The sequence below is a fragment of the Pseudomonas floridensis genome, from assembly GCF_002087235.1.
GTDB classification, from domain to species: domain Bacteria; phylum Pseudomonadota; class Gammaproteobacteria; order Pseudomonadales; family Pseudomonadaceae; genus Aquipseudomonas; species Aquipseudomonas floridensis.
Map to the genome: position 1 here is coordinate 76,295 of NZ_MUIO01000040.1, position 20,568 is coordinate 96,862.

Consider the following 20,568-nt stretch of genomic DNA (forward strand, 5'->3'; position numbering starts at 1 on the left):
GCCGCAGTGATGCGGCGCTTTTTTCACATCAGGCCCGCAGGAACGTACGGGCCTCACGTGCCTGTACGATGAAGCCACGCGCCATATCACAGAATTGCGGCTCATCCAGCGATGCCAGTTCACGCTGGGCGCACAGGCGCACATCGCCCTGATCCAGCGCAAACCAGCACCCGTGCAGCCGAGCGACATCGAAGTTCAGGCTGAGCAGTCTCTGAAGATCGGCAGACCGTTCCGGACAGCGGCCCACACGGCAGTGAAACACCACCACCTCACTGTGGTCAGGCAACTCGATCACCGCCGCCTCATTGTCTTGCGCGTCATACAACGCGCACACGCCATTTTGGGCACGCAGAGAAGTCCCCAGTTGCGCACCCAATGCGTTGATGAAGCGGGCGAAATCAGGTGTAGAGGTTTTCATCTTCATAGTCCTTTAATGGCAGACGCAGTCCTGAAACAAGGCAGGCGTCTGCACCATGTGGCTGGAAGCCGGTTACCGGCTCAACTGGGAATGCAGGATTGCTTTCAGGCTTTGGCCTTTCCTTCCTCCATCGCCCGCAGTGCATCGTCATCGACCGGTGGGACAGGAGCAGATTTGTGCCCGGTACTGACCTTAGCCTGCAACGATGCACGCTGAGTGACAGGCGTTGGTGAAGCGACCAGGAGGCCGTTCTCGAGCGCCTCGAGCGTATTATCGTCCGGCGGAGCGACAGATTCGGGCCGTCTGGTTCGCGACAGGTCTTGCGGCAACGGAGTAGGGTTACCTGGCGTGACGGGGTCGTTCACCCGGATGGTTTCGACAGGTTCTTCGCTCGACGGCCTTGGTGGCGTGGTCGGGCTCTGAGGTTGGGTCTTGAGTTTGTCACGCAACGAAGAAAGGCCACTCAATGCCCCATCTTCCACGGCACGCAGAAGATCGACAGCGACCTGGCTGGGTAGCTGCAACGCCCCCCTGGCCATGTGGTAGGCGTTTTCGGCTACGCGCGGCACACCGCCCATCTGACTTGAAGAAAACGTATGCGGAAGCGATTCCCTGTCAGGGTGACGAATGTTATTCAATGCGGTTTCCGTGCGTGCCACCATCGGGGTCGCGCCTCCCGCGCCCGAATCCTTGAGTGCCTTGGCCTCACCCGTGACAGACTGATTGGCGTACAAGGTAGACAGGTACGACACCGAGCCCAGTCCGGCCAACGCCATGTTACCCACGATTTTTCCTGCACTCAGCGCCCCGTTGACGCCCGCCTTCGCCGTTGCCGGCAGTTGAGCGGTCAAGGCAGCACTCTGGATACCCGATACAGCCTTGCTATAGAAAGACGTCCGCACACCTGCATCGCGAGGATCCAGACCCTTGGCAAGGTCCTTGACCAAGTCACTGCCAGCCTTGTCAGGGGTGAAGACCGGTATTTTACGTCCTTGCGGATCGGTATAGGTCGCATTCATCTGATAAAGGGTCTGAGCAGACGCGGACACCGCTCCCGCCATCCCGGAAGTCAGTGCCCGGGCGGTCAACGTCTGACCATTGATTTGATTGAAATCATGCAGTAACTGGCGAATTGCCTGACCTCCACCAAAACTCATGTAAGGGATCATCTCGCCAAGAGGATGAGTGGAGGAAACCTGAACCTTCTGTTGCTCCAGAATCGCACGCTGCTCTTTGACTTGTGCCTTCTGCGCGGTCATCTCGTCATCCGACTTTCTGACCATCCGGCCATCTTGAGTTTTGTATTCAAGCGGGTCCGGAATCACCGTAGCCGTATCGACGCCCTTGAGCGGCACCATGCCCAGGCGTTTATCAAGACCTGCCGCCTGAATGCCGGCTTGCACCATGGGCTTGACCACGTTAGTGACGCCCTCGTGGGCCACACCGGCGACCAGCCCGATGACGGTGGCTTTGAGCATGTCGGCGTCGCTGCTCGCACTGGGTACGGCGTCTGTCATTTTATCGCTCGTAGAGGTACGAATGAACCCCAGGTGCGTCATCGACGACAGAAACTGCGGAATCGCAGCGGCGGTTATTCTCCCGGCCGCTTGCAGAAAGCCCATAGAGGCGCGCTCTGCATTCAGTTCCTTCACTTGCTTGTCCAGTTGCGCATGAGCCGCAACGGACTTCAGACGCTTGGCTTGCGGGGTTTTGGAGAAGTCGTCCTGGATACTGGCCAGCATGGTCCGGGCTTCGACAATCGCTGTTTTATCCGCCATCAGCCTGGATTTTTCATCACCTTCACCCAACCCTTTGATCCGCTGATCCAATACCGAGACGCGCTCGTCCAGATCTTTGATTTTTTCGCTCAGTGCGCCTGAAACAGCGTTGCTGGCGCGGGCAGCGTATTCACCCAGCGCCATCTGACTGGTTTCGACAGTTTTCTGATCGCGCGCCGACCCTCCAACGCTTGACCTTGCAGCGATGTGCATGAGCTGAAAATGCTCAAGCTGATCGGCGATTGCAGTGGCGTGGCCTTCAAGCAACCGGCCAACTTCGGCCTTGTCCGGCACCTGATCCTTACTGACGAATCTGTTCAGCAACTGCCTGACTTCACTGGACTCGAATTGCCTGAGAGCAAAGCGCGGCGCACACAAGCGCTCGGCCATCACCTCAAAACCTGCCTTATCGGCTTCAGGCTTGTCTTTGTTGGCCAGTTCAAGCATTCCACCGATCAGCAGGGCCGCATGCTCACTGACTTTCGGCGCATTACTTGGGCCAACGCTCGCTTGTTCAACCTGGAACCGTGCCAACAGTTCGGTGTGACGCAGTGCTACGCCCATGGCCGCCGCATGTGACTCAAGGGTCGGCATCAGACGTGAACCGCGCTGATCAGGCATCAGCGGTGGATGGTTGCTGGGGGTCACGGCGTTCGGGTGGACCGAAGACGTTGAGGCATGCCCCTCGTCGTTGTGCAGTGACACCCGTTGTAGCTCGACAGAACCGCCTACTCGTGAGTTGATCATTGGAATCTCCCCCGCGCAGAGAGCACCTCACGTTGCCCGGAAGGCGCGACCGGCATGCTGCCCGGCGTCACGGAAGCCTTGTCGGCAAAACCGTGCTCGCGCCACTCTTTCGCCAGTTCGGCAAACGACTTCATTAGCAGCAGGACGCCTTCGGCATTGGCCATCTGCAACGCCACAGACCCCATCAGCAGTACTCGCCCGGTCTGCGCATTGAAGGAAAACGCAGGGCTGTGCGCTCCGGAAAACATATGGAAATTGATATCCATCAATGCCTGCAACGAACGGTCACGGTTGCGCTCGGGCAGTGGCCCCAAGTCACCGTAGATCAATACCGCCTGCCCCTGATCCCGGTCCTGGTGCAAAAGGGTGAAGTCAACGTCATCGATTTTAAAATTGGCAGACTCGTAAAAACGCTCAGGCGACGAAATCAGACTGAGCGTGCAGATTTCATTGATAAGTGCCTTGTATTGCTCAACGTAATTGTCCACTGGATGGCCTCTCATTCGGCGTAATGGCACGCCAACCAGATGTCGGCGTGTCCGCACTGAGTCGGAAATTCGCGATTTAGGTTCCCTGTCCTTTCCGCCCAGCCCCATCCCGCAAAGTATCGACCGACGGGCGGGAACCCCCTTTACGTCAGGGGCCACTCACCCCAGGCAAGGTCAACCCAACGTCCTCAAGCCACAATCGAACCAACGGCGATGCCGGCTCATTCCTGATGGATTCAGGAAGTCTGCCAGCGGATCCGTTATCCAGGAGGTAAGCAGCATGAGCATCGGTCTTTCGCCACAGCCCTATCAGAGCCCCGGCCCCAAACTGGATTTTTCGGCGCTGAACGGTAGCGGTCCCCAGCAGAGTCCACTAACCGAACAAGGCAGTGATCAATCCATAGATCCCGGCGCGCTGCTGTTCAACACGGGGAATCAGCGCAACGTCAGCTTCGGTAAACCCGAAACCAATCCATTGGACCCTTCGACGGAAAACACCACCAGCGATGACCTCATGAGCGTGCTGCAAAAGTTCATGGACACGATCACGTCCATGTTTCAGATGCTGGCGAAACTGATCAGCGGGCAAAACCAGGCAGAGGGTCAAGAGCAGGAACAGGACCCCTATGAGAATTTCGAGAATCAAGGTGGGTTGGGGACCGCGCCTACCGGCGGGGACGACGGCGGATATGCACCGGATGCGACAGAGGGTGAAGGTGGCGGCACACCTGAAGCCAGCGGTGGTGACAGCGGCTACGCGCCCCAGGCTTCAGGCGGCGAAGGAGGAGGTGAAACCACGACCAATACAGGCGGTGAAGATGGTGGCACTCCATGGGCTAGCGGCAATGGGGGCGGCGAATCTTCGTCAGTAACCCATCCATCGAGCGGGCCGACCACCGCCCCAGGCACTGAGGCAACCCCGGGAGGCAAGACCGTGAAAGGGCCAGGAACGTCTGGAGACACCGTAGTGGTGGACGAGACCATCAAGGTCGCCGCTGGCCAAACATACGACGGCGGCGGCGCGACCTTTACCGCCAGCAACAAACTGGGCACCGGGGACCAGAGCGAGAACCAGAAGCCTCTGTTCGAGCTGGCCGAAGGGGCAACGCTGAAAAACGTCAACCTGGGTGAAAACGAAGCCGACGGCGTTCACGTCGTTGCCAAGAACGAAACGCCGGTAACCATTGAGAATCTCCATTCAGCCAACGTAGGTGAAGACCTGATAACTGTTAAAGGAGAAGGCGGCGCCAAATTCACCGACCTGAATATCCTGGACAGCAGCGCCGAGAATGCCGACGACAAAATCATCCAGCTCAACGCCAACACTCATTTGAATGTTAATGGTTTTGATGCGCACGACTTTGGCAAACTGGTACGTACCAACGGCGAAACACAGTTCAGTGACATGGCAGTGAGCCTTAGTAACGTCAACGCGAGCCACGGCTCGAGCGCACTGGTACAGAGCGACAGCGATAATCTCAAGCTGACCACCAACAACGTCACCATGACGGATGTCAAACACGCGTACGATAAACTCAAACCATCGACACAGCACATCGAAGCCTGAAATACCGTGTTGGCAAAATGAAAGGGCGCGTTCTTTCGAACGCGCCCTTTTGCCACCAGTCTGACGTCATCGCAAACTACGAACGGTGCTCCGCAAATGGCCACTCACTCGGCGAACCCGCCGGGATGCCGCCCTCTTCGAGATCGGCTTCACGCACATTGCGATGGCGCAGGGTATCGAACGTATTGCGCAACGATGCACCTGTTGCACTGATGGCTTGTTCGCCCATGTGTGCACCTTTTTTTGCCAGTTCGACAGTCTGACTGGCCACCTGACTGGCTACCTGACTTGCAGCGCTTGAAGCCGATGATTTGACGGTGTCTTGAATAAAGCTTTCGGCTTTTTTGGTGGCCGGATCAACGACCACGTCAGCGGTAGTCCAGGCGGCGAAAACAGGAGCCGAGGCAGCCAGATTGGTTGCCTGACTGACGAAAGCCTTGGTCGCAGGGCTGGAGATGTTCTGGGTGGCCAACTCTTGAAGCTTGCCTACGCCGGCAAAACCGCCTGCCAGCACCAGACCGTTCTTAACCAGGCTGGTCGCTGTCATATAGCCCGCGACGGATTTTACGGCATCGGTCGCCACGTCCAGTGGCAGGCCGGCCAGACGCTTGCCAGCGTTGATCGTCGCACCGGAATAACTGGCGGACTTGATGCCATCATAGACTTTGAGCCAGTCGGTTTCCTCAGCCAGCGTGGCTTTGGGTTCCTTGTCCTTGATGCCGAGCACAAAGGCCGCACCGCGCTGATGATCTCGGGCCTGCACGCTGAGCATCCGGTTGCCCAGACCGGCATTGGCAACCAGCCCGCCTGCCGCCGATACGGAAATGTCCACGGCACCCTGAACCTTGGGATTGGAGGCCAGCGCAGGGGCCAGAACCGTACGCAGGGCATTGCGCGCCGTATAGGTCTGCACCGCAATACCCAGATCCACCGATTGCCTGGTGAGCCCCGGTGCCTGACGCCTGGCCGAGTCGGCGATGACGTCGTGAAGATCCTCAGGCGCGGTCTTGAGGTAATGAATGTCGCCCGTGGCCCTGTTCATCATGGAGGTGCCGATCTGATCCATCGCCCCCGACAACGCCCCGGAGATCAGCGGCGTCAAAGGTTTGAGCGAGGTGGGTAGCCAGTCGCCTTTGTTAATTGCCGGCTGCATGTACTGAAGCACCGAAGCCGCCGCGAACGGCACGGCGCGCAGTGAACTCGATGCTGTGGTCGCCAGCCTGTCCAGCTTCTGCGCCTTGGCAAAAGTGTCGGCAATCGAGCTGCGGGTCTCATTATGGCGTAACAGAGTTTTTGCCCGGCTGCTGATCAACTCATCGATCTTTTCGTTGTGCAGCCGGACGACATCCGCTTCTTCGCTATCGCGTACGGCAGTCGATGCCGGAACAGGCATTTTGTGAGCGTCGAAATAGTCTTTAAGTAGATCAGTGATGGCTGTCAGTTCGACCTGATTGACGACGTCTGTAGCTTGCACCGAACCGGCAGCTTCGGGCTCCGAGTGGGTACGGATTTCCAGGCTCGGCGAGCGCATGGATGACTGAATGGTTTGCATTGGATCTTCTTCCTCCGGATTGACATGAGTTTGCGCAGTGCCGTCGCCAGACAGGCGTGCGCAAAACCGTATGCCTGTCTGGGTGGCAGGATCGCAGCGTCGACCTGATAGCGATGGATGGTGCGCAGATTGAAGGGCTTGCCCCGTTTTACGGATCGACATCGCCTGGGTGGTCATGGACGAGCGGAAGGTTCCCCCAGACATCCAGCGCAGAGCGGTTCTGGGTCGCTTGATGAAAAATGGTCAAGGCAACCTGTTATGGAGGCGCAGATTAAGCGAGCGTTAAGCCACGTCCCGTAGGTTTGTGTCACGGCTTGTTACAACTGTGTGAGAAGTCATCCACGAACCTGGGCAGGAGTGTTGTCATGACCGGTCTCTTTGAAAAGAAATGGAAGTGCTTCAAAAGGACGCTCACCTATGTGGGTTGGTCGCTGTTGTGGCTGTTGCTGTGGGACGTTGGCGTTACCGTGGACTTCATGCTGATGGACGGCATCGGTATCGATTTCCCGTTGATGCCGCTGACGCTGTTGTGCTCGGCGCTGATCGTGCTGATCAGCTTTCGCAACTCCAGCGCTTACAACCGCTGGTGGGAGGCGCGCACGCTGTGGGGCGCCATGGTCAATACCTCTCGCAGCTACGGTCGGCAGGTGTTGACCTTGATCGATGGCGATGGCACACGCCGGGAAAACCCGGTGAAAGGCGTGCTGTTTCGTCGCCATGTGGCTTATCTGCGAGCATTGCGGGCGCATCTGAAAGGTGACGTCAGCACCGCTGATCTCGATGGGCTGCTGCCCGCGTTCGAGATCGAGCGTTCAGGTGACAGCAACAACTTCCCCAACGACATTCTGAGCGGTTCAGCGACGATCATCGCTGACGAATTCGCACAGGGCCGCCTCGACAGCATCCGGTTTTCCCGGCTGGAGACTACGCTGGTCGATCTGTCCAACTGCCAGGGCGGCATGGAGCGCATCGCCAACACGCCGCTGCCCTACCCCTACGTTTACTTTCCCAGATTATTCAGCGCGCTGTTCTGCGTGATCATGCCGCTGAGCATGGTGACAACGCTGGGCTGGTTCACGCCGGTCATCTCTACGGTGGTGGGCTGCATGCTGCTGGCGATGGAGCGCATCGGCACCGATCTGCAGGCGCCCTTCGGCAACAGCCAGCACCGCATCCGCATGGAGGACCTGTGCAGGAATATCGAAAAGAATCTGTGCTCGATGTACAACGAGCCGGAGCAAGGGCCGCTGCTGACCCGCCTGAATGCATTGATCGCGCCGATCAGCGGCCCCGTCAGACCGGCAACCGCGTGACGCAGCCCCCTGAAGCGTGAGGATGCGTCAGGAACTCAAGGCGCGCTCGACTGCCGCCTTGTCGATCACGGACCACACGCTGATGATCCTGCCGTCGCGAAAGGTGTAGAAGACGTTTTCAGAAAAAGTGATGCGTTTGCCGTAAGTGTCGAGCCCCAGAAAACGGCCGCGAGGCGAGCAATCGAACAGCAGCCGGCTCGCGACCCGGGGTGATTCGACCACCAGGAAATCGATGTCAAAGCGCAGGTCTGCAATGGTGCTGACATCGTTTTCCAGCATTGCGCGATAGCCGGTGAGACCGACCGGCTCACCGTTGTAATGCACGTTGTCAGCGACAAAGTCGCCCAGGTCATCCCAACGGCGTTCGTTGAGGCAGGCAATGTAGGCGCGGTAGCGCTCGGTCAGGTTCATGGGGCTCCCTCTTTTCAGACAAGCGTAGCGGCTGGACACGCGGGCGAGCCGTCTCATTTGCGACAGTTCATAAACGCCCCAGTGCCAGGAAAACAGCCTTCGTGAGCATGTCTATTGCTACAGGTGCGCTGCGTTAAAGACCTCAAGGTTCTTCCGTCAGCTCTCGAATGGAACGCCATTCAGCGCCCCGCCTCTAAAGGTTCGTCGATCACCGTTCCCGAGGAGAACCTCCATGACCCCTTCATTCAAGGTTGGCGATGCCGTGCGCTGGAACTCGGAGGCAGGCGAGATTCGAGGCAAAGTCACCCAGGTGCATACCAGGGACGTCGAGTTCATGGGCAAGCACCGGCCCGCCTCGAAAAACAGTCCACAGTATGAGGTCAAGAGCGACAAGACCGGGCATCTGGCGATGCATCATGAAGACGCCCTGCATAAAATCTGACGACCGTCTCAAAACACGAACCCGTGCCCCAGCTCGCTTTCCATCCACTCCAGAAAGCGTCTGACCCGCGGAAAGCTGGAATGAGCCTTGGGGAACACCAGGTGATGCGCCGCCACAGGGGCACTCAGCACCTGCGGCGCAACTTCCACCAGCGCGCCGCTTTCCAGGTATTTGCGCGCCAACAAGGTACTTTCCAGCGCGAAGCCCAGTCCATGGCTGGCCGCTTCGAGGGTCATGTAAGAGCGGTCGAAGCTCAGCGCATAAGGTTTTTGCGGACGCGCCAGACCGTGCTGAGCGAACAGCTCCGGCCACTTCAGCAAGGTTGCTTCAGACAGAATCAGCTCACTGCCCAACAAGTCCGCTGCGCCGTGCACCGGGCAGCGTGACAGCAGCTTCGGCGAAGCCAGCACGGCGAAGGTTTCGTGACGCACCGTGCGCACTTCGTAGCTGGGCCAGTTGGGCCTGCCGTGGCGGATATCGACGTCAATCTTGTCCCGGCTGAAGTGCAGCGACTCGTAGGAGCAGGACAGGTTGATCTGGATATCCGGATGACTGAGGCGAAACGCTTCCAGGCGCGGCATCAACCAGAGCAGACCGAAACTGGGCGACGAATGCAGACGCAGACAGTCGAGGCTTGTGTCGCTGCTGGCCCGCTCAGTGGCCACGGCCAGACTGTGCAACAACCCGGATACGTCCTTCAGGTATTGCTCGCCCACCGGCGTCAGCGTGACGCCGCGTGCCGCACGCACGAACAACTGACGACCGATCATCGCCTCCAGCCGGGTCAGTTGATGACTGACCGCCGACGGTGTCAGGTCCAGCACCTCGGCGGCGCGCGCCAGGTTGCCGAAGCGTGCGGTCTGCTCGAAGGCCTGAATGGCTTTCAGGGGTGGCAGGTTCTGGGGGGCATCGTCATCGGCACGCATGAAGGCTCCGAGGCATCGTTCATAGTGAATTCGCGACATTCAAGCACTGGTAGAGCGCATTGACGAGAGGTGAATTTTTTTCATCAACCAGTGATTTTTGCGTTATTGCTCACTGCCGGTCCGGGGAACACTCTGAGCCCATCGATCACTTGAATCGAACCCATAAAAACAATCAGAGGACTCCCCTCATGCTGCTTCAAGGCAAAATCGCACTCATCACCGGCGCTGCCTCGGAACGTGGAATCGGTCGTGCAACGGCCATCACCTTCGCCCGGCACGGCGCCCGCGTAGTCATTCTGGACCTCGACGAAGCCGCGGCACGCGACGCCGCCGCCGCGCTGGGCGAAGGCCACATGGGCCTGGCAGCCAACGTCGCTGACGAAGCCCAGGTCAAGCAGGCCGTCGCCAGGGTCATCGAGCATTTCGGTCGCATCGACGTGCTGGTCAACAACGCTGGCATCACCCAACCGATAAAAACCCTGGACATCCGCCCGAGCGATTACGACAAGGTGCTGGACGTCAGCCTGCGCGGCACGTTGCTCATGTCGCAGGCGGTCATTCCCGGCATGCGCAGTCAGGGCGGTGGCAGCATCGTGTGCATGTCGTCGGTATCGGCTCAGCGTGGCGGCGGCATTTTTGGCGGCCCTCACTACAGCGCGGCGAAAGCCGGCGTGCTGGGGCTGGGCAAGGCGATGGCACGTGAGTTCGGCCCGGACCAGGTGCGCGTCAACTCCATCGCCCCCGGTCTGATTCACACCGATATCACCGGCGGCCTGATGCAGGATGAGCGGCGCCACGCGATCATCGAAGGCATTCCGCTCGGCCGGTTGGGCGCGGCTCAGGACGTGGCGAACGCCGCGCTGTTTCTGGCCAGCGACCTGTCTTCGTACCTCACCGGCGTCACGCTGGATGTGAACGGCGGCATGCTGATTCACTGATTGCTCATCGGCGGGCCGTGCGCGGCCCCATCTGTTCTGTATCGATGACACGCCAGGGCGGTTTGCCTGGCGGTCTATAAAAACAAGAGATCAGACCATCATGATAACCACCATGACTCTCGACGCGGTCTCGACTGCCCGTGCCAATGCCTACCGCAAGACGGCCTGGCGACTGATGCCGTTCCTGATGTTGTGCTACCTGTGTGCCTACCTGGATCGGGTCAATGTCGGTTTCGCCAAGCTGACCATGATGAATGACCTGGCCTTCAGCGAAGCCGTCTATGGCCTGGGCGCCGGCATGTTCTTCATCGGCTATTTTCTCTGCGAAGTGCCCAGCAACCTGATCCTGCATCGCGTCGGCGCGCGCCGCTGGATCGCCCGCATCATGATTTCCTGGGGCATCATTTCCGCCCTCTTCGCCTTCGTCGAAACCGCCTGGCAGTTCTACGCCCTGCGCTTTCTGCTCGGGGTCGCCGAAGCCGGTCTGGCGCCGGGCCTGCTGCTTTACCTGACTTACTGGTTTCCGTCCTATCGCCGTGCGCGCATGACCGTGCTGTGGTTCATCGCCATTCCATTGTCCGGGATGATCGGCGGTCCGCTGTCGGGCTTCATCATGGCCAGGTTCGCAGGCTTTCACGGCTGGGCGGGCTGGCAGTGGATGTTCGTGATCGAAGCCATTCCTACGGTGATCGTCGGCCTGATGGTGCTGGCTTACCTGAAAGACGGCGTGCATCAGGCGACCTGGCTCACCGATGACGAGAAAGAACTGATCAACAAGGAGCTGGCTGAAGATAACAGCCAGAAGGTCGTACACGCCTCGGTCGGTGCGTTCATTCGTGACCGTCGTTTATGGCTGCTGGCCTGCATCTACTTCTGCGTCGTGATGGGCCAGTACGCCATTACCTTCTGGCTGCCGACCCTGATCCGCAACGCCGGGCTTGCCGATCCGCTGCACATCGGCCTGATGACCAGCGTGCCTTACCTGTGCGCCATCGTCGCCATGCTGTTGATGGGCCGCAGCGGCGACAAGCACCGCGAGCGCCGCTGGCACCTCGTCGCCCCGATGATTGCCGGTGCACTGGGCCTTAGCCTGGCGGCGGCTTTCGGCGGCAGTCTGCTGCTTTCGGTGCTGAGCCTGTGTCTGGCGGCCGCGGGCGTGCTCTCGGCGTCTTCGCTGTTCTGGATGCTGCCCACCACGCTGCTCGGCGGCGTGTCCGCAGCCGCCGGTATCGCCGGCATCAACAGCTTCGCCAACCTGGCGGGTTTCTGCTCGCCCTACCTGATCGGCTGGATCACGACCAGCACCGGCTCCAGCGCCATCGGCATGTACCTGATCACCGGTGTGCTGCTCATGGGCGCGTGCCTGGTCCTGCGTATTCCTGCCGCTTCGGTCAATCGTTGAGTTCTCGGAGTCATCACCATGACAACCCAAACGTTATCTGCCTCATCCACGTCACTGGCACAACGTGCCCATAACATTCGCCGCCATGCGTTGCGCATGGGCCAGGTTCAGGGCCAAGGCTACGTTGGTCAGGCGCTGGGCGCGGCCGATCTGCTGGCGGTGTCCTATTTCCACGCCATGAGCTACCAGCCGGACACCCCGGAATGGGAACAGCGCGACCGCTTCTACCTGTCGATCGGCCACTACGCTATCGCCCTGTATGCGGCCTTGATCGAAGCTGAAATCATCCCGCTGGACGAGCTGGAAACCTACGGTTCGGATGACAGTCGCCTGCCTATGTCGGGGATGGCGGCCTACACGCCAGGCATGGAAATCACCGGCGGCTCGCTCGGCCATGGCCTGGGCATCGCGGTGGGCGCCTGCCTGGGGCTCAAGCGCAAAGGCTCGGAGTCGTTCGTCTACAACCTGCTCTCGGACGGCGAACTGAACGAAGGTTCGACATGGGAGGCGGCGATGTCGGCTTCGCACTGGAAGCTGGACAACCTGATCGCGATCATCGACGTGAACAACCAGCAAGCCGACGGCCATTCCAGCGAAGTGCTGGCCTTTGAGCCCATCGTCGATCGCTGGCAGGCGTTCGGCTGGTTCACCCAACGGGTCGATGGCAACGACCTCACCGCACTGGTCGCCGCTTTCGACGCGGCGCGTCAGCATCGAGGTGCGCAGCCCCGGGTGATCATCTGCGACACGAAAATGGGTAAAGGCGTGCCCTTTCTGGAAACCCGCGAAAAGACCCATTTCATCCGCGTCGACGAACACGAATGGGACCTTGCACTGAACAACCTCGACGAGGAAAAAACCCTATGAGCGCTGCCAACCAAAACCCGGCACCGGCCGTGAAGAAAAAACTCACCACCTCGGCGATGATTGCCTCGATTGCCGCCGAAGGTCAGGCGACTCGCCCTGCCCCGTTCGGCCATGCGCTCGCGGCACTGGCGGATCAACGGCCAGACATTGTCGGGCTGTCGGCGGACTTGTCCAAATACACCGACCTGCACATCTTCGCCAAAACCCATCCCGATCGCTTCTACCAGATGGGCATGGCCGAGCAATTGCTGATGAGTGCCGCTGCCGGTATGGCTCGTGAAGGCTGCGTGCCGTTTGCGACGACCTACGCGGTGTTCGCGTCGCGTCGGGCCTACGACTTCATCTGCATGGCGATTGCCGAGGAAAACCTCAACGTCAAGATCGTCTGCGGCTTGCCAGGCCTGACCACCGGTTATGGCCCCAGCCATCAGGCCACGGACGACCTGGCGATCTTTCGCGCCATGCCCAACCTCATGATCGTTGACCCGTGTGATGCGCTGGAAATCGAACAGGCCGTACCGGCCATCGCGGCGCATCAGGGGCCGGTGTATATGCGCCTGTTGCGTGGCAACGTTCCATTGGTGCTCGACGAATACGGCTATCAATTCGAGATCGGCAAGGCCAAGACCCTGCGCACCGGCAACGATGTGCTGATCATCGCCACCGGCCTGATGACCATGCGTGCACTTGAAGCGGCCAAGGCATTGCAGGCCGATGGCGTCGATGTGGCGGTGCTGCATGTGCCGACCATCAAGCCGCTCGACGAACAGACCATTCTGGCCGAAGCGAGAAAGCCGGGGCGGCTGGTGGTGACGGCGGAAAACCATTCGGTCATCGGCGGATTGGGCGAAGCGGTGGCGACCGTGCTGCTGCGCAATGGCGTCACGCCGACCTTCAGACAGATCGCACTGCCAGACGCATTTCTGGATGCGGGTACCCTGCCGACACTGCACGATCGCTATGGCATTTCCACGCCAGCCGTCTGTGCGCAAATAAAGGCGTGGCTGTAGCGGTCGGATACTGGACTGTGCTGGACTGTGAGGGACAGCGCCCTCTCACAGCAGCCCCTTGTCAAAAACACATAACCCACTGAAGAAACCTGACGGGTGGGAGCCAACTTATCCGCGAATACTGTATTTCAGTCGGTGAATATTCGTCGGATGTACAGGCCTTTTCGCGGACAGGTCCGCTCCTGCCAGCTTTGCTGCAAGACAGCGCCGTGTCAAAGACATAGGGGCATCTTCCACACCCCGATGTCTGCTGCGCTTTTTGAAGAGACTGAGCGATGAATACCCACCACCTGCTCGACCCCGCCTACAACGCTTTTCTCGATGAGCCTTCAAGTGTCTGGACGCTCGATAACCTGCCAGCGATCAGACGCCGTATCGAGGCCGCCTGGAAACAACCTGACGAGGCCCGGCACGAGCAGCACTGGACGCAGAACGACCGGATCAGGCTGTGCATCTATCGCCCGGCGCACAGCCTCGACCCTGCACAAAAACGTGCAACGCTGCTGTACATCCACGGCGGCGGTTTCGTGCTGGGCCGTCCTGAGATGGCTGACGATTATCTGGCCGATCTGGCCAGTGAGCTGAACGTCCTGATCGTGGCCGTCGATTATCGCCTCGCCCCCGAACACCCTTTCCCCCTACCTCTGGAAGATTGCTACGCGGCGTTGGCCTGGATATTCAACGAAGGGCTGGCACTCGGCGTTGATACGCGACAGGTAATGGTCATGGGCCACAGCGCAGGCGGCGGCCTGGCTGCTGCCGTGTCGATCATGGCGCGGGACAGAAACCAGTATCGGCTGGCCGGGCTGTTGATGGTTTATCCGATGCTGGACCACCGCACCGGCACGGCCGCTTCGTCAGATAGCAACCCGACCACCGGAACCCTGAGCTGGACCCGTGAAGCGAACCGGTTCTGCTGGGAATGCCTGCAAGGTGCGTACGCACTGAACGATGATCGAACAGCGCTGTTTTCACCCGCATTGGCCAATGACCTGACAGGTCTGCCGCCAAGCTTCATCAGCGTCGGCGCGCTCGATCTGTTTCTGGAAGAAAACGTCGCCTTCGCACTCAAGCTTTCCAGATCCGGCGTGCCGGTGGAGTTGCACATGTACCCCGGCGTGCCGCACATGTTCGATCAGTATCCGGGCCGCCAGACCAGGCAGCTAAAACAGGACATCACCCGCGCCCTCGCCTGCCTGTGCGCAGACAAGGGCACGTTGTAGCCACTAAATCAGCGCTTCAGCCGGGCCGAAGAATTCGTAATGACTCTGCTCGTCCGGGATACCCAGATCGTGCAGCGCCCGCTTGATGAACGCCATGAACGGTTTGGGGCCGAGGAAGTAAGCTTCGACGTCCCGGTCCGCAGGAAGCCACTGTTGCAGATGCTCGACGGCAGGCAGGCCAACAGCAGTGGGCTGGGCAGGATCAGCAACCGTATCGTTGTAGACAACATGGGCGCGGAACTGCCGATAGCGTGCCTGCCAATCCTTGAGCACGGCCTGAAATGCATGCGCCCCGGCATTGCGCGCGTAGTGGATGAACACCACATCCCGACCGCCAGCCTCCAAAGCCGCTTCGGCCATCGCCAGGGTGGGCGTGATGCCGACACCGCCACTGATCAACACCAGCGGCTTGCTGCCTTCGATCAGCGTGAACTCGCCGGACGGCGGAAACAGCTCCAGTTCATCACCCGCTTTAACCTGCTCATGCAGGTAATTCGAAGCCACCCCGCCCACTTCTTTCTTGACGCTGATGCGATAGCCAGTGCCTGTCGATGCGGCCGACAGCGAGTAATTACGACGGACTTCCTGACCATTCACGATCAGACGCAGGCCGATGTACTGACCGGCCTTATGCGCAATGACAGGCTGACCGTCCACGGGCTCGAGATAGAACGAGGTGATCTCGTCGCTTTCCGGGGTTTTCGCTTTCACTTTGAACGCCCGCCCGCCACGCCAGCCGCCTGGAGCGGCGGCGATGCTTTCGTACACTTCGTGCTCGGCGCCGATAAGGATGTCAGCGAGTTGCTGATACGCCGCGCCCCATGCAGCGATCACTTCGTCAGTAGCCGTTTCGGCACCCAACACTTCGCGTATCGCCTGCAACAGGCACGTTCCGACGATAGGGTAATGTTCGGGCAAGATCTGCAATGCGACGTGTTTGTTAATGATCTGGCTGGCGAGCGGACCGAGGTTTTCCAGACGGTCGATGTTGCGTGCGTACATCAACACCGCGTTGGCCAGTGCGCGGGGTTGAGCGCCGTTGGCCTGGTTGGCCTGATTGAACAACGGACGCACTTCGGGATAGTTGCGCAACATGAGCTGGTAGAAGTGCGTGGTAAGCGCCTCGCCGCCGGTTTCCAGGATCGGAACGGTTGCTTTGACGATGTCGCGTTGAGCAGTGCCAAGCATGGGGTCACTCCAGTATGTGCAATGAGATTGAACGGACTTACGCAACCCGCGTGCCACCTTAAAAACCCTTTTAAATCAGAATGCTAATAAAACTAAAAGTCAAAATGACTCAGTCAAAATGACTCAATCCGTTTAAAACGAAGTCAATACGACCAATCCCATCGAATGAGTGGTAGAACCCCAGCCAATGAGCCAGAATATTCCTATTCATTGCGCATCTATTTTGTGGAGTCGCCCTCACCCATGAATTCCCCTGTCGACCCCAAAGGCCCTGCAGCCTTTCTTGTAGGGGACGGAGAGATGGCCACTCTGATTCGCAACAAGGACTGGTCCCTCACGCCACTCGGGCCAATCGAACACTGGCCGCAGAGCCTGAAGACCACTGTCAGCCTGTGCCTGGCGTCGAACTTCCCGATCAACATCATTTGGGGACCCGAACACGTCCAGATCTACAACGACGGGTATCTGCTGCTCTGCGGCGCCTCGCACCCTCAGGCGCTGGGCGAGCCGTATACGGTAACCTGGGCATCCGCATGGCCGGCCATCGGCGAGCCTTTCGCCAATGCGCTGGCGGGCAATACCTCGTTTCTGGAAAACCAGCGCATGTTCCTGTCGCGCAATGGCTATCTGGAGGAAACCTTCTTTACCTTTTCCACCAGCCCGATCCGCGACGAAAGCGGCGGCATCGGCGGCCTGTTTCATCCAGTGACCGAAACCACGGCAACGATCCTCAGCGAACGCCGCACCAGGGCGCTGCGTGATCTAAACGCTGACATGGCGGAAGTGAAATCCACGGCCGACATCGCCGCCGTCGCGCTGGCGTCACTGCAAGCCTATGACCTGGACCTGCCGTTTCTGGTGTTTTATCAACTGAATCCGGAAGACGACAGCTACACATGCGCGGCCCAGCGCGGAATCGCCGACACGCAGGTCATGCCGACCCGGATCAGCGCTCAGACGCGAGCGCCGCTGCCCTTTCAGCAGGCCATGGAAGCCTCGGAAGCACTCGGCGTCAGCGATTTGAGCAGGTTGTTCAAAGGCGTGACCTGTGGTCCGTATGACGAAGCACCTGACCAGGCCTTCCTGCTGCCGGTGCGTGTTCCAGGTGTTGAACGGCCCATCGCGATGGTGGTGGCAGGCGCAAGCGCCAGACTGCCGATGAACGATGCGTATCGCGTGTTCTACAGCCTGTTGATGGCGACGCTGGCAGCGGGTTACGCCAACGCGAAAACCTATCAGGAGGAGCGCGATCGTGTCGAAGCGCTGGCAGCCCTCGACAAGGCCAAAATCAACTTCTTCTCCAATGTCAGCCATGAGTTCAGAACCCCACTGACGTTGATGCTCGGCCCGCTCGAAGACGCGCTGATGCAGCCTGACGGGTTATCCGACACCCAGCAGGAACGCCTGACCGTCGCCCACCGCAACGCGCTGCGACTGCTCAAGCTGGTCAACTCGCTGCTCGACTTCGCCCGGCTGGAGTCGGGCCGCACCGAAGCCAGCTTTCAGCCCGTCGATCTGGGCAGCCTGACCGCGGAGCTGGCCAGTAACTTCCGCTCGGCCTGCGAGCGCGCCGGGCTGACATTTGAAATCGACTGCAGCCCCTTGTCCGAACCGGTGTATGTGGATCGGGAAATGTGGGAAAAGATCGTCCTCAACCTGGTGTCCAATGCCTTCAAATACACGCTCAGCGGCCGTATTCGAATCGGCATGGACCGGGGCACCAACGCGGCGGTGCTGAAGGTCAGCGACACCGGCGTGGGGATCGCGCAGGATCAGCAGGCGCTGGTGTTCCAGCGTTTCCACCGCATCGAAAATCAGGAAGGCCGCACCTTCGAAGGCACCGGCATCGGCCTGTCGCTGGTGGACGAACTGGTCAGGCTGCACGGCGGGACGATTACCCTGGACAGCGAGTCCGGCGTCGGCACGACCTTCACGGTGACAATTCCTCTGGGCTGCGAACATTTACCCAAAGACCGCATCGACGCCGAGCACACGTTACTGTCGACCGGCATCAGAACCCAGGCCTATGTCGAGGAAGCCCTGCGCTGGCTAGCCGATGGGTTCGACATCGACCAACACACAGCGCTCACGCCCGGCGAGATCGGCGAACGCACTCCGGCGAAAATTCTGCTGGCCGATGACAACGCCGACATGCGCGGCTACATCAAACGCATTCTGGAAGATGGCGGCTATGAAGTCATCGCGGTCGATAACGGGCTCAAGGCGCTGGAAGCGGCCAGAGCGATCAGGCCGGACCTGTTCCTGAGCGATGTCATGATGCCGGGGCTGGACGGTTTCGCCCTCCTCGACGCAGTGCGCAACGATCCCGTCCTGAGCAATTCGGTCTTCATTCTGCTGTCTGCGCGGGCGGGTGAAGAAGCGCGCGTGGAGGGTCTCAAGGCTGGCGCAGACGACTATCTGGTCAAGCCCTTCAACGCACGTGAACTGCGCGCCCGAATCGATGGCGCGGTGAGGCTGGCAAGACAGCGTCAGGACGCCGAACAGCGCGAGCGCGACCTGCTGGAAAAAGCCAGCCGCGAACGCGAAGCGCTGATCGTGCAGTTCCACCAGATGCAGAAAATGGAAACCATCGGCCAGTTGACTGGCGGCGTGGCGCATGATTTCAACAACCTGCTGACCCCGATCTTCACCAGCCTGGATATTCTCAGGCGTCGGGTCGAAGGCGATCCGCGTGCGGTTCGTATGGCCAATGCGGGTCTGCAGTCCGCCGAGCGCGCCAAGGTATTGGTCAGCCGTCTGCTGGCCTTTGCCCGCAAGCAGACGCTGACACCGCGTCCGACCGATTTGAGCCAGCTTGTGCTGAACATGCAGGACCTGCTCAAGCAGTCGATCGAGCCGCATGTCGAGCTGTTTCTGGAACTGGAGCCGGTCCGGCAACTGGCGTTGATCGACGGCAATCAAGTGGAACTGGCCCTGCTCAATCTCTGCCTCAACGCTCGCGATGCCATGCCCGAAGGTGGCGTGCTGCACGTCAAGCTGTCCGAATCGCGGGCACAGGGCGATATTCCGACAGGTAACTACCTGAAGATCAGCGTGATCGACGAGGGCATTGGCATGGATGAAGAGACACGGACTCGCGCCATCGAGCCGTTCTTCTCCACCAAGGGCAGCAAGGGAACGGGCCTTGGCTTGTCGATGGTCCATGGCGTCGTGGCGCAAATGGGCGGCTACCTGCAGATCGACAGCGAACCGGGTGTCGGCACCCAGGTTCATATGTTCCTGCAAGCCAGCGACGCAGTGACGGGCGATGAGCACCCGCCCCTATCCGGCCCGCAGTCCGCCTCCAGGGCCGCCTCGATTCTGGTCGTCGACGATGAAGACCTGGTGCGTATGACCATCATGGAGATGCTCGTGGACGAAGGCTACACGCTGACCGAAGCGTCTTCCGGCGAGCAGGCACTCGAACTGATGCGGCAGGGCTTGCGCCCCGACCTGTTGCTGACCGACTTCAAGATGCCCGGCATCGACGGTTCGGAACTGGCGACACGTGCCATGACTCTGGTCAAGGACATGCCCGTGCTGGTCATCACTGGTTACGCGACGCTGGAAATCGACTGGCCGTCGCTGGCCAAACCGTTCACCTACTCGGACTTGCTTGGCAGCGTGCGCGAACAGCTCGACCGGACCTTTCACGCCTGAAAAAAGGAGGCGTCTGACGTTATAGCCGGACGCATCCGTCTTTCAGCGCAAATATGCGGCCCAGGCCGACACCAGCAGCAAGACCGCCATCCCTCTGTTCAGCCACTGCATGGCCTGCCCCGCCCCCAGCAGCCGTGCCGACCCCACGCCGAGCAGCGCCCAGCACGCCATACATGGCAGCGACACCAGAAGGAACGCCAGCGCCAGATGGGGTACCGTGCCCTGACTGAACACACTGACCACGGCCAGCGCCATCATCCACGTCTTGGGGTTGACCACCTGCAGGCCCGCCGCACCGACGAATCCCAGACGCGGTCGGCTGTCGTCTTGCTTGATCGGCCCGACAGGACTGCTGAAGATCTTCCAGGCCAGCCAGGTCAACCAGCCGACCCCGACGGCCGACATCACGGGCTGCACAGCGGGCAACTGCATCAGCGATCGGCCGACGCCGGTGCCCACCAGCAACACCAGCAACACCAGCGCTGCGGCGCCCATGCAGGCACCGAGAATGATCGGCAGACTGGCTTTCAAGCCATAACGGGCGCTGTTGCTCAGCACCAGCAAGTTGGTAGGACCGGGTGTGATCGATGCCACGAACGCGAACAGCAGAAAGGACAGCATGACTCAAGACCTCCAGA

The 20,568-nt window shown here is 59.9% G+C and carries 17 protein-coding genes; 9 read left to right on the forward strand and 8 right to left on the reverse strand.

The window, feature by feature from the left end; translation table 11 throughout:
- Window positions 1-28: 28 nt before the first annotated feature.
- The 3 genes from BZK31_RS12165 to BZK31_RS12175 form a co-directional block, all read right to left on the reverse strand.
- Complete coding sequence (locus tag BZK31_RS12165; protein WP_083182999.1) at window positions 29-418, reverse strand: type III secretion system chaperone; 390 nt, start codon at window positions 416-418, stop codon at window positions 29-31.
- Window positions 419-522: 104 nt separating this feature from the next.
- A complete protein-coding gene (locus BZK31_RS12170) occupies window positions 523-2,943 on the reverse strand; it encodes a restriction endonuclease (RefSeq protein ID WP_279628796.1) in 2,421 nt (806 codons plus the stop codon).
- On the reverse strand, window positions 2,940-3,446 hold the full coding sequence (locus BZK31_RS12175; RefSeq protein ID WP_087881660.1) for a CesT family type III secretion system chaperone: 507 nt from the start codon (window positions 3,444-3,446) through the stop codon (window positions 2,940-2,942). The genes BZK31_RS12170 and BZK31_RS12175 overlap by 4 nt, the downstream gene beginning before the upstream one ends.
- A gap of 265 nt (window positions 3,447-3,711) precedes the next feature.
- On the opposite strand from BZK31_RS12175, the gene BZK31_RS12180 reads away from it, so the two are divergent.
- On the forward strand, window positions 3,712-4,998 hold the full coding sequence (locus BZK31_RS12180; protein ID WP_083183013.1) for a pectate lyase: 1,287 nt from the start codon (window positions 3,712-3,714) through the stop codon (window positions 4,996-4,998).
- A 76-nt stretch (window positions 4,999-5,074) separates the two neighbouring features.
- Here BZK31_RS12180 and BZK31_RS12185 read toward each other — a convergent pair whose 3' ends face one another.
- Window positions 5,075-6,472: a type III effector gene (locus BZK31_RS12185; protein WP_167377937.1), complete on the reverse strand. Its 1,398-nt coding sequence runs from the start codon at window positions 6,470-6,472 to the stop codon at window positions 5,075-5,077.
- Between the two features lie 443 nt (window positions 6,473-6,915).
- On the opposite strand from BZK31_RS12185, the gene BZK31_RS12190 reads away from it, so the two are divergent.
- A complete protein-coding gene (locus BZK31_RS12190; RefSeq protein ID WP_083183018.1) occupies window positions 6,916-7,863 on the forward strand; it encodes a bestrophin family protein in 948 nt (315 codons plus the stop codon).
- 27 nt (window positions 7,864-7,890) lie between these two features.
- On the opposite strand, the gene BZK31_RS12195 is transcribed toward BZK31_RS12190, so the two are convergent.
- Window positions 7,891-8,274, reverse strand: coding sequence for an ester cyclase (locus tag BZK31_RS12195; protein ID WP_083183020.1), 384 nt, complete (start codon window positions 8,272-8,274; stop codon window positions 7,891-7,893).
- Window positions 8,275-8,506: 232 nt separating this feature from the next.
- Here BZK31_RS12195 and BZK31_RS12200 point away from each other — a divergent pair, with 232 nt between their 5' ends.
- A complete protein-coding gene (locus tag BZK31_RS12200; RefSeq protein WP_083183022.1) occupies window positions 8,507-8,716 on the forward strand; it encodes a hypervirulence associated TUDOR domain-containing protein in 210 nt (69 codons plus the stop codon).
- An 8-nt stretch (window positions 8,717-8,724) separates the two neighbouring features.
- On the opposite strand, the gene BZK31_RS12205 is transcribed toward BZK31_RS12200, so the two are convergent.
- Complete coding sequence (locus BZK31_RS12205) at window positions 8,725-9,642, reverse strand: LysR substrate-binding domain-containing protein (RefSeq protein WP_083183024.1); 918 nt, start codon at window positions 9,640-9,642, stop codon at window positions 8,725-8,727.
- Window positions 9,643-9,830: 188 nt separating this feature from the next.
- Between BZK31_RS12205 and BZK31_RS12210 the strand changes: the two genes are divergently transcribed.
- From BZK31_RS12210 to BZK31_RS12230, 5 genes are all read left to right on the forward strand, one after another.
- On the forward strand, window positions 9,831-10,580 hold the full coding sequence (locus tag BZK31_RS12210; RefSeq protein WP_083183027.1) for an SDR family NAD(P)-dependent oxidoreductase: 750 nt from the start codon (window positions 9,831-9,833) through the stop codon (window positions 10,578-10,580).
- A gap of 100 nt (window positions 10,581-10,680) precedes the next feature.
- The gene (locus tag BZK31_RS12215) at window positions 10,681-11,982 is read left to right on the forward strand and encodes an MFS transporter (protein WP_083183029.1); all 1,302 of its coding nucleotides are present in this window, start codon (window positions 10,681-10,683) and stop codon (window positions 11,980-11,982) included.
- Between the two features lie 18 nt (window positions 11,983-12,000).
- Window positions 12,001-12,849: a transketolase gene (locus BZK31_RS12220; RefSeq protein WP_083183031.1), complete on the forward strand. Its 849-nt coding sequence runs from the start codon at window positions 12,001-12,003 to the stop codon at window positions 12,847-12,849.
- Window positions 12,846-13,859, forward strand: coding sequence for a transketolase family protein (locus tag BZK31_RS12225; protein WP_083183033.1), 1,014 nt, complete (start codon window positions 12,846-12,848; stop codon window positions 13,857-13,859). The genes BZK31_RS12220 and BZK31_RS12225 overlap by 4 nt, the downstream gene beginning before the upstream one ends.
- A gap of 275 nt (window positions 13,860-14,134) precedes the next feature.
- Entirely contained in the window at window positions 14,135-15,082 is a 948-nt protein-coding gene (locus BZK31_RS12230) for an alpha/beta hydrolase (RefSeq protein ID WP_083183035.1), read from the forward strand.
- 3 nt (window positions 15,083-15,085) lie between these two features.
- Here the strand turns inward: BZK31_RS12230 and hmpA are convergent, their stop codons facing one another.
- Window positions 15,086-16,270 (reverse strand): NO-inducible flavohemoprotein, encoded by a 1,185-nt coding sequence (gene hmpA, locus BZK31_RS12235; protein ID WP_083183037.1) that lies wholly within the window; start codon window positions 16,268-16,270, stop codon window positions 15,086-15,088.
- 300 nt (window positions 16,271-16,570) lie between these two features.
- Between hmpA and BZK31_RS12240 the strand changes: the two genes are divergently transcribed.
- Window positions 16,571-19,930, forward strand: a complete 3,360-nt coding sequence (locus BZK31_RS12240) for an ATP-binding response regulator (RefSeq protein WP_244182672.1) — start codon at window positions 16,571-16,573, stop codon at window positions 19,928-19,930.
- A gap of 42 nt (window positions 19,931-19,972) precedes the next feature.
- Here the strand turns inward: BZK31_RS12240 and BZK31_RS12245 are convergent, their stop codons facing one another.
- Window positions 19,973-20,551, reverse strand: a complete 579-nt coding sequence (locus BZK31_RS12245; RefSeq protein WP_083183041.1) for a LysE family translocator — start codon at window positions 20,549-20,551, stop codon at window positions 19,973-19,975.
- Between the last annotated feature and the right edge of the window lie 17 nt (window positions 20,552-20,568).

What these genes read in the sequence shown, in the direction of transcription:
- BZK31_RS12165 (WP_083182999.1), bottom strand. Translation starts at nt 418, where the DNA reads ATGAAAACCTCTACACCTGATTTCGCCCGCTTCATCAACGCATTGGGT.
- BZK31_RS12170 (WP_279628796.1), bottom strand. Translation starts at nt 2,943, where the DNA reads ATGATCAACTCACGAGTAGGCGGTTCTGTCGAGCTACAACGGGTGTCA.
- BZK31_RS12175 (WP_087881660.1), bottom strand. Translation starts at nt 3,446, where the DNA reads ATGAGAGGCCATCCAGTGGACAATTACGTTGAGCAATACAAGGCACTT.
- BZK31_RS12180 (WP_083183013.1), top strand. Translation starts at nt 3,712, where the DNA reads ATGAGCATCGGTCTTTCGCCACAGCCCTATCAGAGCCCCGGCCCCAAA.
- BZK31_RS12190 (WP_083183018.1), top strand. Translation starts at nt 6,916, where the DNA reads ATGACCGGTCTCTTTGAAAAGAAATGGAAGTGCTTCAAAAGGACGCTC.
- BZK31_RS12195 (WP_083183020.1), bottom strand. Translation starts at nt 8,274, where the DNA reads ATGAACCTGACCGAGCGCTACCGCGCCTACATTGCCTGCCTCAACGAA.
- BZK31_RS12200 (WP_083183022.1), top strand. Translation starts at nt 8,507, where the DNA reads ATGACCCCTTCATTCAAGGTTGGCGATGCCGTGCGCTGGAACTCGGAG.
- BZK31_RS12205 (WP_083183024.1), bottom strand. Translation starts at nt 9,642, where the DNA reads ATGCGTGCCGATGACGATGCCCCCCAGAACCTGCCACCCCTGAAAGCC.
- BZK31_RS12210 (WP_083183027.1), top strand. Translation starts at nt 9,831, where the DNA reads ATGCTGCTTCAAGGCAAAATCGCACTCATCACCGGCGCTGCCTCGGAA.
- BZK31_RS12215 (WP_083183029.1), top strand. Translation starts at nt 10,681, where the DNA reads ATGATAACCACCATGACTCTCGACGCGGTCTCGACTGCCCGTGCCAAT.
- BZK31_RS12220 (WP_083183031.1), top strand. Translation starts at nt 12,001, where the DNA reads ATGACAACCCAAACGTTATCTGCCTCATCCACGTCACTGGCACAACGT.
- BZK31_RS12225 (WP_083183033.1), top strand. Translation starts at nt 12,846, where the DNA reads ATGAGCGCTGCCAACCAAAACCCGGCACCGGCCGTGAAGAAAAAACTC.
- BZK31_RS12230 (WP_083183035.1), top strand. Translation starts at nt 14,135, where the DNA reads ATGAATACCCACCACCTGCTCGACCCCGCCTACAACGCTTTTCTCGAT.
- hmpA (WP_083183037.1), bottom strand. Translation starts at nt 16,270, where the DNA reads ATGCTTGGCACTGCTCAACGCGACATCGTCAAAGCAACCGTTCCGATC.
- BZK31_RS12240 (WP_244182672.1), top strand. Translation starts at nt 16,571, where the DNA reads ATGGCCACTCTGATTCGCAACAAGGACTGGTCCCTCACGCCACTCGGG.
- BZK31_RS12245 (WP_083183041.1), bottom strand. Translation starts at nt 20,551, where the DNA reads ATGCTGTCCTTTCTGCTGTTCGCGTTCGTGGCATCGATCACACCCGGT.